The 11,952-nt window shown below is 68.5% G+C and carries 10 protein-coding genes; 5 read left to right on the forward strand and 5 right to left on the reverse strand.

Annotated elements, in window-relative coordinates:
- Positions 1-10 precede the first annotated feature (10 nt).
- The 3 genes from QN315_RS19480 to msrA all read left to right on the forward strand — a co-directional run bounded on the left by QN315_RS19480 (position 11) and on the right by msrA (position 4,425).
- Positions 11-691 (forward strand): protein-L-isoaspartate O-methyltransferase, encoded by a 681-nt coding sequence (locus QN315_RS19480; RefSeq protein ID WP_323990980.1) that lies wholly within the window; start codon positions 11-13, stop codon positions 689-691.
- Between the two features lie 349 nt (positions 692-1,040).
- Entirely contained in the window at positions 1,041-3,734 is a 2,694-nt protein-coding gene (locus tag QN315_RS19485; protein WP_323990981.1) for a valine--tRNA ligase, read from the forward strand.
- Between the two features lie 121 nt (positions 3,735-3,855).
- Positions 3,856-4,425: a peptide-methionine (S)-S-oxide reductase MsrA gene (gene msrA / locus QN315_RS19490; RefSeq protein ID WP_323990982.1), complete on the forward strand. Its 570-nt coding sequence runs from the start codon at positions 3,856-3,858 to the stop codon at positions 4,423-4,425.
- Between the two features lie 58 nt (positions 4,426-4,483).
- Here msrA and QN315_RS19495 read toward each other — a convergent pair whose 3' ends face one another.
- Genes QN315_RS19495 through QN315_RS19515 form a run of 5 tightly spaced genes read right to left on the reverse strand, consistent with a single transcriptional unit; the run spans position 4,484 to position 10,261 of the window.
- On the reverse strand, positions 4,484-5,884 hold the full coding sequence (locus tag QN315_RS19495) for a nitrate/sulfonate/bicarbonate ABC transporter ATP-binding protein (RefSeq protein WP_323990983.1): 1,401 nt from the start codon (positions 5,882-5,884) through the stop codon (positions 4,484-4,486).
- A 10-nt stretch (positions 5,885-5,894) separates the two neighbouring features.
- Positions 5,895-7,616, reverse strand: coding sequence for an ABC transporter permease subunit (locus tag QN315_RS19500; RefSeq protein WP_323990984.1), 1,722 nt, complete (start codon positions 7,614-7,616; stop codon positions 5,895-5,897).
- A 58-nt stretch (positions 7,617-7,674) separates the two neighbouring features.
- Entirely contained in the window at positions 7,675-8,163 is a 489-nt protein-coding gene (dut, locus tag QN315_RS19505; protein ID WP_323990985.1) for a dUTP diphosphatase, read from the reverse strand.
- Complete coding sequence (gene coaBC / locus QN315_RS19510) at positions 8,160-9,416, reverse strand: bifunctional phosphopantothenoylcysteine decarboxylase/phosphopantothenate--cysteine ligase CoaBC (RefSeq protein WP_323993670.1); 1,257 nt, start codon at positions 9,414-9,416, stop codon at positions 8,160-8,162. The genes dut and coaBC overlap by 4 nt, the downstream gene beginning before the upstream one ends.
- A 50-nt stretch (positions 9,417-9,466) precedes the next feature.
- Positions 9,467-10,261 (reverse strand): class I SAM-dependent methyltransferase, encoded by a 795-nt coding sequence (locus QN315_RS19515; protein WP_176640660.1) that lies wholly within the window; start codon positions 10,259-10,261, stop codon positions 9,467-9,469.
- A gap of 29 nt (positions 10,262-10,290) precedes the next feature.
- Between QN315_RS19515 and mutM the strand changes: the two genes are divergently transcribed.
- Positions 10,291-11,184 carry a bifunctional DNA-formamidopyrimidine glycosylase/DNA-(apurinic or apyrimidinic site) lyase gene (mutM, locus tag QN315_RS19520; protein WP_323990986.1) on the forward strand — a complete coding sequence of 298 codons (894 nt, stop codon included), beginning with the start codon at positions 10,291-10,293 and terminating at the stop codon, positions 11,182-11,184.
- 94 nt (positions 11,185-11,278) lie between these two features.
- On the forward strand, positions 11,279-11,548 hold the full coding sequence (gene rpsT, locus QN315_RS19525; RefSeq protein ID WP_176640662.1) for a 30S ribosomal protein S20: 270 nt from the start codon (positions 11,279-11,281) through the stop codon (positions 11,546-11,548).
- Positions 11,549-11,952 lie beyond the last annotated feature (404 nt).

An 11,952-nucleotide genomic window follows, 5' to 3' on the forward strand; every position in this document is an offset into this window, starting at 1 on the left:
AGGGAGCATCATGAACCAGTCCGCGCTTGGAGCCACCGCACTCGATTATGATGCCGCGCGGCAGCGGATGGTGGATGCGCAGATCCGCCCGGTGCAGATCAACGATCCCCGGGTCATCGCCGCGATGCGCGCCCTGCCGCGCGAACGCTGCGTGCCCCCGGCCCTGAAACCTTTCGCCTATGCCGATCAGAGCCTGGATCTCGGCAATGGCCGCGTGCTGACCGAGCCGCGCATCATCGGGCGCATGGTCCAGATCGCACAGCCCGAATCCGGCCGGCGCGCGCTGGTGGTGGCCGCCGGCACCGGCTACGCCGCCGCCCTGCTGGCGCGCCTGGGGCTGCGGGTGGTGGCCCTCGAATCGAATACGGCCCTCGGCGCGATCGGCAAGGCGTTCTGCGCAACCGAGGCCCCGGAGATTGTCTGGCGCGGGGGGGCACTGGCCGAAGGCGACAGCGCGGACGCCCCGTTCGATCTGATCCTGATCGACGGCGCGGTGCGCGAGATCCCGCCGGCGCTGGCCGGCCAACTGGCCGAAGGCGGGCGGATCGTCTGCGTCCTTTCGCCGGCGGACGGGGTCGCCACCGCCTGCGTTGCCGAGCGCACGCCGCAGGGCCTCGCGGTGCGCCCGGTCTTCGACGTCGCCCTGCCGATGCTGCCGGAACTCGAGCCCGCGCCGGCCTTCGCCTTCTGACCGCGGCGTTCCATTCAGGCCGAATTTGGGTATAAGCGGCGGACCGGGCCCGGTCCGCCGTGCTTTTTTGGGCCGCCTATCTCTAGTGTCCTGCCCGAGAAATTCTTATGAGAATTTCTCGGACCAGCAGGCCACTAAAATATTGATTCTAGTGTCCTTTCGATTCTGAAATTCGCTTGCGAATTTCGGAATCGGGACACTAGAGCGTCATACGACCGGATGGACCCATCCGGTCGGATAAAGATGCTCGTTAAAATAATGAGCTAGAGCTATATCCGTGAACCAGTGTGAATGGATATGGCTCTAGCTCCGCCCGTTTCTTGTCCATATGTCAGGTCTGGCTTTTGCGATGCTGAACAAGTCTTTCTCGCCCGGCGAGATCGAACCCGCCCTTTATGCCGAATGGGAACGCAACGGCGCCTTCGCCGCCGCGCCGGACAGCAACGCGCAGCCTTATGCGATCATGATCCCGCCGCCCAACGTTACCGGCACGCTGCATATGGGCCACGCGCTGACCATGACGTTGCAGGACACGCTGATCCGCTGGCGGCGCATGCAGGGGCGCGACGCGCTGTGGCAGCCCGGCACGGACCATGCCGGCATCGCGACCCAGATGGTGGTCGAACGCGCCCTGCAGCAGGAAGGCACCACCCGCCAGGCCCTGGGGCGTGAGGCGTTCGAGCAGCGCGTCTGGCAGTGGAAGGCCGAATCGGGCGGCACAATCACCACCCAGTTGCGCCGCCTCGGCGCCTCGCTGGACTGGCCGCGCGAGCGTTTCACGATGGATGAGGGCCTGTCGCGCGCGGTGCGCGAGGTCTTCGTGACCCTCTACCGCCAGGGGCTGATCTATCGCGACCGGCGCCTGGTGAACTGGGACCCGGCGTTCCGTTCCGCGATTTCCGACCTCGAGGTCGATAACCGCGAGGTCCAGGGCAGCCTGTGGTATATCCGCTATCCCGTCGAGGGGCTTGAAGGGCGCAGCATCACCGTGGCCACCACCCGGCCCGAGACCATGCTGGGCGACATGGCGGTCGCGGTTCATCCCGACGATTCGCGCTACGGCGACCTGGTCGGCCGGTCGGTGATCCTGCCGCTGACAGGGCGGCGCATCCCCATCGTCGCCGACCCCCATTCCGATCCCGAGAAAGGCAGCGGCGCGGTCAAGATCACGCCCGCGCACGATTTCAATGATTTCGAGGTCGGACGCCGGCACGGTCTGGCGATGCCCAGTGTCCTGGACGAGGATGCGCGCGTCACCCTGGCCGAAATTTCCGACGATCTGCGGACCGAGGACGGACTGGCCGACCCGGCCTTCGTGCGCGGGCTGGAGGGGCTGCAGCGCGACGAGGCCCGCAAGGCGATCGTCGCCGAACTGGACCGGCTGGGCTGGCTGGAGAAGATCGAGCCGCACCGCAACCAGGTGCCGCACGCCGAACGCAGCGGCGCCGTGGTCGAACCGCGCCTGACCACCCAATGGTATTGCGACGCCGCTGCCCTGGCCGGGCCCGCGATCGCGGCGGTCGAAACCGGGCAGGTCCGCTTCGTGCCCCAGCAATGGGAAAACACGTTCTTCGCCTGGATGCGCGGTATCCAGCCCTGGTGCATCAGCCGCCAGCTCTGGTGGGGCCATCGCATTCCCGCCTGGTACGGCCCCGACGGCCATGTCTTCGTCGCGCAGGACGAGGATGAGGCCCAGGCCCAGGCGCTGGCCCATTACGGACGCACCGAAGCCCTGGCGCGGGACGAGGACGTGCTGGATACTTGGTTCTCCTCGGCGCTGTGGCCCTTCTCGACCCTCGGCTGGCCCGACGAAACGGCGGACCTGGCGCGCTACTATCCGACCGACGTGCTGGTGACCGGCTTCGACATCATCTTCTTCTGGGTGGCCCGGATGATGATGATGGGCCTGCATTTCATGAAGGACGTGCCGTTCCGCACCGTCTTCATCCACGGCCTGGTCCGTGACGAGCGCGGCCAGAAAATGTCCAAGAGCAAGGGCAACGGCATCGACCCGCTCGAAATGATCGAGCAGTACGGCGCCGATGCCATGCGCTTTACCGTCTGCGCCCTCACGGGCCTGGGGCGGGACGTGAAGCTGGGGCAGAAACGGATCGAGGAACATCGTTCCTTCGTCACCAAGATCTGGAATGCCGCGCGTTTCTGCGAAATGAACGGCGTAGCCCCGGTCGCCGGCTTTCGTCCCGAAAGCGTCGCCTCGCCGCTGGGACGCTGGATCCTGGACGAGGCCGCCCGCGCGGTGGCCGACGCCGACGCCGCGCTGGAATCCTTCCGCTTCGACGAATATGCGGCGTCCTGCTACCGCTTCGTCTGGAACTGCTTCTGCGACTGGTTCCTGGAATTCGCCAAGCCGGTCTTCACCGGCGACGATGCGGCCCAGGCTGCGGAAATCCGCGCCGTGACGGCGCATGTGCTGGGGCTCGTCCTGCGGCTTCTGCAGCCGGTCATGCCCTTCGTCACCGACGATCTATGGGCGCATTTCGGGTTCGGCCCGACCGGCAGCCTGATGACCGCCGCCTGGCCCGATGCCGCGCGGCCCGCCGGCGGGGCCGATGCCGCGGCCGAAATGGACTGGCTGATCCGCTTCATCTCGGCCATCCGCACCGTGCGGGCCGAAATGAACGTGCCCCCGTCGCGCCTCGCCCCCGTGCTGCTGCGCGACGCACGGCCCGAGACGGTGGCCCGCGCGACCCGCTGGGCCGAGGCGATCGGCCGCATGGCCCGCGTATCCGACGTCGCGGTCCTGGACGGCGACATGCCCCAGGGGGCAGCTCAGCTCGTGGTCGATGAGGCGACGCTGGTCATGCCGCTGGCCGGCGTCATCGACCTGACGCAGGAACGCCAGCGCCTGGAGAAGGAGCGCAGCAAGATGGAAGACGAGATCGCGAAGGTCGAGCGCAAGCTGAGCAATGCCGATTTCATCGCCCGTGCCAAGCCCGAGATCGTCGAGGAAAATCGCGACCGCCTGGCCCAATGGCAGGGCGAACGCGACCGCCTGGCCGCCGCCCTGGCGCGCCTGGCCTGACCCGGTCGCGTCGCGAAGCTGTCGCGGGCTCGTCACCATGACGTCTCTTTCAATCCGGTGGCGGCCCTCACATCTTGTAGACAAGGCGCGCCCGTCCGCGGCGCGGGAAGGAGCTGGAACGATGGATGAAGCGACGCGCATGCCGCCCGGCCAGGACGTCGCCTATCTGGGCGGCGGGTGCTTCTGGTGCACCGAGGCGATGCTGAAGGAACTCCGGGGCATCCTCGGCGTGGTTCCGGGCTATGCGGGGGGCACCCTGGCCGACCCGACCTATGAACAGGTCTGCAGCGGCCGCACCGGCCATGCCGAGGTCGTGCGCGTCGCATTCGACCCCGCGATCCTGTCCTATGCCGACCTGCTGCGGATCTTCTTCACGATCCACGATCCCACGACCCCGGACCGCCAGGGGGCGGACATAGGCCCGCAATATCGCTCGGTGATCTTCACCGCCACGTCCGAACAGGCGCGGACCGCCCGCGCGGTGCGCGACCAGGTCGCGGCGGAACGGCTGTGGCCCGATCCGATCGTGACCGACATCCAGCCCCTGGACCGGTTCTACGAGGCCGAATCCTATCATCACGATTATTTCGCCAAGCACCCGGAACGGGGCTATTGCGCCGCGGTGATCGCGCCCAAGGTGGCGAAGCTGCGCCGGACCTACATGTCCCGCCTGGCGCGGGCGCAGGGCTGACCGGGGTAGGCGCCGGAGGCGGATTCACGTCATCCCCGGCGCCGTCCGGGGTGACGTTTCACGCGATCTCGTCATCCAGGAACAACTGGTCCGCTTCCTCGTCATAATCGAACAATTCCGCATAGCGTCCCCAGCCGATCAGCGTCTGCAGGGTCTGCTTGGCGTAGTCGGGCGACATGCTGTCTTCCAACTCGCCGCGGAAGCGCTCGGCGCTGGCCCGGTGGTTCGGCCGCTCGTCCAGCACGGCGCGGATGGTGCGTACCATGGGCACGTTATGCAGCAGGCTGTGCCACAGGATCTGCCGCCGCTCGTCATGCGTGCTCTGGACGAAGCGCGCGCCCTCGGACGTCAGCAGGATGTCGCCGTCCTCCAGTTCCGCGAATTCAAGCAATTGCAGGGATTCGCCCAGGGGAAACAGGTCGTCCAGCTCCAGTTGCAGGCGCGACGCCAGAAGCGGCAGGTCGGCGCGCCCGTTCAGCGGATCGGCCGCCAGCGTCTCCATCATGCCGACCATCGCGTTCATCGGCAGGGACGGCAGCGCGACCTGGACCGGCGCGGCGGGCTGCGGCTCCTCGCTGGCCCGCAATTCGACCTCGGACACGATGGGCGCGCGGCGCGTCATCAGGGCATAGATCCGGTCGACCACCTGGCGAAAGGCAGGATCTTCGCGGTTGCGCGGATGCGCAAAGGGTATGCTCACCTCATGCGCGACCCGGCCGGGATTGGACGAAAAGACCAGGATGCGGTCGCACATCAGCACCGCTTCCTCGATGCTGTGGGTGACCAGCATCAGCGACTTGACCGGCAGCTTGCCCTCGGCCCACAGCTCGATCAGGTCGGTGCGCAGATTTTCCGCCGTCAGCACGTCCAGCGCCGAGAACGGCTCGTCCATCAGCAGCAGGTCGGGTTGCACCACCAGCGCGCGCGCCAGCCCCACGCGCTGGCGCATGCCGCCCGACAATTCCTTGGGATAGGCGTTTTCATAGCCGCTCAGCCCGATCAGGTCGATCGCTGCTTCCCCCAGCCGGTCGCGCTCGACCGGCGGAACGCCCTTGGCCTCCAGTCCCAGTTCGACATTCTTCTGCACCGTCAGCCAGGGAAACAGCGCGAAGGACTGGAAGACCATGGCGATCCCCGGCACCGGGCCGACGACCGGCCGGCCCTTCCACAGCACCTGGCCGGCGCTGGGCGGCAGCAGCCCGGCGATGATGCGCAGCAGCGTCGACTTGCCCGACCCGGACCGTCCCAGCAACCCGACGATCTCGCCCGACCGCAGGGTCAGGTTCACGTCGTCCAGCACCACCAGGTCGGCGGCGGCACCTTTGTGATAGGCCTGGCGGCAGTCGGTGATGCGGACCAGTTCCTCGCGCGCCGGGGCGGGCGAAGCTGCCGTGGACGGGGGTGCCGCGGATGGGGGCGCGGCGGAGCCTGCGGTCGGACTGGACGGGGGCGTGGTCATGGGCGCGGGCTCAACTGAAAGTGAAGTGACGGCGCGCATAGTCGGCGAGGGGACGCCACACCGCGCGGTTGAACAGCAGGACGAACGCCGCCATGACCGTCATGCCCAGCCCGACCTGGGCGGTGTTGCCGGCCGCGGTGGCGTGGGCGATATAGGCGCCCAGCCCATGGGCGCTCAGCCTGACGTCGCCCCAACTGGCGACCTCGGCCGCGATCGCGGCGTTCCATGCCCCGCCCGACGCCGTGATCGCCCCGGTGATGTAATGGGGCACGATCCCCGGCAGGATGACCCGCAGCCACCACAGACGCCCGCCGACCTGCAGGCTGCGCGCGACCTCCAGCAGGTCGGCCGGATAGGACGCGGCGCCGGCCACGACGTTGAACAGGATATACCATTGCGTGCCCAGGACCATCAGCGGCGTCAGCCACACGTCGCTGCTGGCATGGAAATGGACGATCAGCAGGACGAAGACCGGAAAGAACAGATTGGCCGGAAAGGCCGCCATGAACTGCGCCACGAACTGGGTGCGCCGGGCACGTACCGGGTCCAGTCCCAGCCAGATCCCCACCGGCACCCAGATCAGCGATGCCAGCAGGACCATGGCCAGCACCCGTGCCAGGGTCAGCGTGCCCAGCGCGACGACATGCATCAGGTCGGCCGCGCTGAAGGTCGCCCTGGCATAGGACCAGACCTGCCACACCGCCAGGGCCGACAGCACGGACAGCAGGGCGATCCATAGCGCGTCATGGACCCGGTCGGGAATGCGCGGCGCGGGCCGCGCATCGGACGGGCGCCGGCCCAGTTTCAGCCCGCCGATCGCGGTCAGCCCGTCGCCGATCGCATCCGTGACCCGGCGCAGCAGGGCGGTGCGGCGCAGCAGCACCAGCATCCACGGATCGGACGAAGACGGCGACGCGATGGTCGCGAAACGCGCCGACCAGGCGACCAGCGGGCGGAAGACCAACTGGTCGTAGGCCAGGATCACCACCAGCATGGTCACGATGGCGTAGAAGATCGCCCACAGGTCGCGCTGCGCGATCGCCGTGCCGACATAGGACCCGATGCCGGGCAGCAGCACATTGGTGTTCCCCACCGTGATCGTCTCGGAATAGACGACCATGAACCAGCCGCCGGACATGGAAATCATCGCGTTCCACACCAGGCCCGGCACCGCGAACGGAACCTCCAGCCGCCAGAATTTCTGCCACGCGGTCAGGTTGAAGCTGCGCGCGACCTCCTCCAGGTCCGGGGGAACGGTCCGCAGCGACTGATACATGCTGAAGGCCATGTTCCACGCCTGGCTGGTGAAGATCGTAAAGATCGCCGCCAGTTCCGCCCCCAGCACCCGCCCCGGGAACAGCCCCATGAAGAACACGACGGTAAAGGTCAGGAATCCCAGGATCGGCACGGATTGCAGCACGTCCAGGACCGGCACCAGGATCAGCCCCGCGCGCCGGCTCTTCGCCGCCCAGACCGCATAGGTAAAGGTAAACAGCAGCGACGCGGCCAGCGCCGCGAACATGCGCAGCGCGGTGCGGATCGCATAGCCCGGCAGCCAGGACGGCTCCAGGTGGATGCCGGCGGCATTCGGCGCCGACAGCGGCGCCAGCATGTGGCGTCCCGTGGCGGCCAGCGCCACCGCCAGCCCCAGCATGCACAGCAGGGCCGCCAGGTCGAACAGGTTGGGCCGGGCCGGATGGGCCGAGGGGGCCGGAAGCGAACGCGCCGTCATGAACCTCTTTCCTGTCATGCCCCTTTCCGCCGCGCCCCGCGCGGCCGGGGCCGGCCGGTCAGGCGGCGCCCGAACGGCCCGGGCCGGAACCGCCGAAGCCGGTACTGCCGAAGCCGCCGGCGGCGCGGGCGGTTTCGTCCAGCGTCTCGACCTCCCGCCAGCCGGCGCGCACGACGGGGGCCAGCACCCCCTGCGCGATCCGCATGCCGCGTTCGATCGTCAGCGGCGCCTCGCCGGTATTCAGCAGGATGATCCCGATCTCGCCGCGATAATCCTCGTCGATCGTGCCCGGCGCGTTCGGCAGGGTAATGCCGTGCTTCAGGGCCAGGCCCGAACGCGGACGGATCTGCAGCTCGTATCCCGGCGGCAGGGCGATGCACAGGCCGGTGGGCACCAGCATCCGCGCCCCCGGCGCCAGCACGACCGGCGCGCCGATCGCGGCCAGCAGGTCCATGCCGGCCGCGCCCTCGGTGGCATAGGCCGGCAGCGCGAGATCGGCGGCATGGGGCAGGCGGCGGACGGCGACGGGAATGGTGGGGGCGGTCATGCGGGGCTCCGGTCGGACGAAAAATATTGGGCGATCCGCAGGGCCAGGTGCCTGCCCACGGCCTGCTTGTCCAGGCGCGGCCAGCGTTCGGCGCCGTCGCGGGTGATCAGGACGATTTCATTCTCCGTCCCGCCCATGATCCCGGTTTCCGGCCGCACGTCGTTGGCGACGACCCAGTCGCAGCCCTTGGCCGCGCGCTTCGCGGCGGCATGGCGTTCGACGTCGTGCGTCTCGGCGGCAAACCCCACCACCAGGGCCGGACGATCGGGCCCCGGCGCGGACAGGCGCGCCAGGATGTCGGGATTGGGCAGCAGGGTCAGCACCGGCGGCGGGCTGCCGGCCGCTTTCTTCATCTTGCGCTCGGACCGCTGCGCGACGTGCCAGTCGGCGACCGCGGCGGCACAGATCGCGGCGTCGCAGGGCAGGGCGGCATCACAGGCGGCCAGCATCTGGGCAGCGGTCTCCACGCGGGTGACGGCGACTCCGGCCGGCGGCGGCAGGTCGACCGGTCCGCTGATCAGCGTGACCCGCGCGCCGCATTCGGCCAGCGCGGCCGCGATGGCGTATCCCTGCCGGCCCGAGGACCGGTTGGCCAGATAGCGCACCGGGTCGATCGGCTCATGCGTCGGGCCGGCCGTGACCAGCACATGCCGCCCGGTCAGCGCGCCGGCCGGCAGGGGCACCCGCCCGGCCGCGGCGAAATGGCCGAAGATCGCCTCGGCGATCGCCGCCGGTTCGGCCAGCCGGCCCGGCCCGGTCTCGTTGCAGGCCATCAGCCCGATCTCCGGCCCCACCACCATGACCCCCCGCGCGCGCAGCGTGGCCAGGTTCGCCTGCGTAGCCGGATGCTCCCACATGCGGACATTCATCGCCGGGGCGATCATCACCGGCTTGTCGGTGGCCAGCAGCACCGTGCTGGCCAGGTCGTCGGCCAGCCCCGCGGCCATGCGCGCCATGATGTCCGCGGTGGCCGGACAGACCACCAGCAGGTCGCCCGAGCGCGACAGCACGATATGCCCCATCTCGCTTTCATCGGTCAGCGAGAACAGGTCGCCGAACACGCGCTCGCCGGTCAGCGCCTGCAGGCTCAGCGGGGTGATGAACTGCGCGCCCGCCGCCGTCAGCACCGTGCGCACGCGCACCCCGCCCGCCGTCAGCAGCCGGACCAGTTCCAGGCTCTTATAGGCCGCGATCCCCCCGCAGACGATCAGCAGGACCGTGCGTCCACCGGTCGGGGGCGGCGTGTCGGTCATCGCCGGGAGCGGCGTGTCCGTCATCGCCGGAAGCGGCGTGTCCGTCATCGTCAGATGCGCCAGCCGGAATGAATGGCCGCGATCCCGCCCGACAGGTTGCGGACCGACACGCGCTCCAGCCCCGCATCGCGCATCATGCCGGCCAGCGTCTCCTGGTCGGGGAACATGCGGATGCTTTCGGCCAGATATTGATAGCTGTCGCGGTCCCCCGCGATCGCCGCCCCCATGCGCGGCAGCACATGGAACGACCATGCGTCATAGATCGGCGCCAGCGCAGCCACCTGCACGCGCGAGAATTCCAGGCACATGAACTTGCCGCCCGGGCGCAGCACGCGCCGCGCCTCGCGCAGCACGGCGTCCTTGTCCGTGCAGTTGCGCAGGCCGAACGCGATCGAGACGCGATCGACCGACCGGTCCGGCAGGGGAATCGCCTCGGCATCCATGACCGCGAAGCGCAGGCCCGCAATCAGTCCCCGTTCCAGCGCGCGGCCGCGTCCGACCCCCAGCATGCTGGCATTGATGTCGGACAGGATCGCCTGCCCGCCGCCCGCGCGCAGCCAGCCGAAGGAAATATCTCCCGTGCCGCCGGCCAGGTCCAGCAGGGTCAGGTCGGGATGCGCGCCCAGTTCGGTGACGAAGATCTTCTTCCAGGCGCGGTGGATGCCCAGCGACATTACGTCGTTCATGATGTCGTACCGGCCCGCGACGCTGTCGAACACGGCGCGGACCAGCGGTTTCTTTTCGGCCGTCGGCACGTTGCGGAAGCCGAAATCGGTCGTGTCGGCCCCGGCGGCGCGGGGGGCGGCATCGTCCGCGAACGGAGAGGGAGCGGTCTTGTCGGTCATGAATCAGGGATATAACCTCAGATCCACCCATGCCGGAACTCCCTGAAGTCGAAACAGTGATGCGCGGGATGCGATCGCATCTCGACGGCAGGCGGATCGCCCAGGTGGCGGTGCGCCGCGCCGACCTGCGCTTTCCCTTTCCCGCCGACCTCGCGGCCCGCCTGCGCGGCGCCAGAATCGTCGAACTGGCGCGGCGGGCGAAATATATCCTGCTGCGGCTGGATAGCGGACAGACCATGCTGCTGCATCTCGGCATGTCGGGCCGGGTGCTGCTGACGCCGCCGGGCGCAGCCAACGGCTTCCAGGACCGTCACGAGCATCTTGCCGTGACGATGGAGGACGGCACCCATTTCGGCTTGGTCGATCCCAGGCGCTTCGGCGCGGTGGACCTGATGCCGACATCGGCCGAGACCACCCATCGCCTGCTGGCGCATCTGGGGCCCGAACCGCTGGGCAACGATTTCTCGCAGCACTGGCTGCACCAGGCGATCGGGCGGCGGCGGACCACGATCAAGGCCGCGCTGCTGGACCAGGGAGTCGTGGCGGGGCTGGGGAACATCTACGTCTCCGAGGCCCTGTACCGCGCCGCGATCCACCCCGCCCGCCTGGCCTGTTCCCTGACCGCGCGCGAGGAAGCGGCCCTGGTGCGGGGGATCCGCGCCGTGCTGCGCGATGCGATCGCCGCCGGCGGGTCGTCCCTGCGCGACTATGTGCAGACGGACGGCACGCTGGGCTATTTCCAGCATGAATGGCGGGTCTATGGCCGGGCGGGCACCGGCTGTCCGGACTGTCCCGGCGCCCCCGTCTGCGGCGGCGTGGTCCGTCTGGAGCAGGCCGGACGGTCCAGCTATTTCTGTCCCATGCGCCAGCGCCCGCCCGACGGAAGCGGGCGCGCGGCACATGCGCATGAAGACGTGTCTTGACGGACGATGACCGGTTGGACTAGATCGCCTGCCTGATCCGGATGTCCGCGCACACGGGGCGGACCTCGTAACCTGCTTTGTTGAACTGAGAACGATGGCGAACACTGCTTCCGCGCGCAAGCGCATCCGACAGAACGAGCGCCGCAACGCGCGCAACACGGCACGCGTCTCGCGCATGCGCACCTTCATCAAGAAGGTCGAGGCGGCGATCGCGGCCGGCAACAAGGACGATGCCCAGGCCGCCCTGCGCGCCGCGCAGCCGGAAATGCAGCGCGCGTCGGGCAAGGGCGTCGTGCATGCCAACACGGTCGCGCGCAAGCTGTCCCGCCTGTCCGCGCGGATCAAGGCCATCGCTGCCGCGTAACGGCCTCTCCGGCCTCCGTATTATTTCCCGTCGGGAAAGTAACGGAAAAGAAAATATCATAAGGTCGGGTCGCGCGCCGCGGTGCGAGGCCCGGCTTTATTTTATTGTGCAAAGTGTCGATTGGTTTCCCCTGAAACCATAGACTGATCCCACCCTCCGGGTCACGCAATTTTAGCGTCCCGACCGGGGCAGTTTTCCGTTGCCATCCGCCCGGTCCGTGACTTACTTTCGGCTCCTTCATGTTGTGGCGATGGATCGGCTTCCATGCTCGCGCCTTTTCGGGTGTCGGGCAGGTGGGATAGTGCGCTCATCGTGCCGGGTGACCGGGGCATGTCGGGGCGGAAAGCAAGGGGGAACACGGTCCGGTCGACGGACGTACAGCCCTCGAAGGGCCGGGAGTGGAA

This window comes from Nguyenibacter sp. L1 (assembly GCF_035199985.1).
Lineage (GTDB): Bacteria > Pseudomonadota > Alphaproteobacteria > Acetobacterales > Acetobacteraceae > Gluconacetobacter > Gluconacetobacter vanlangensis.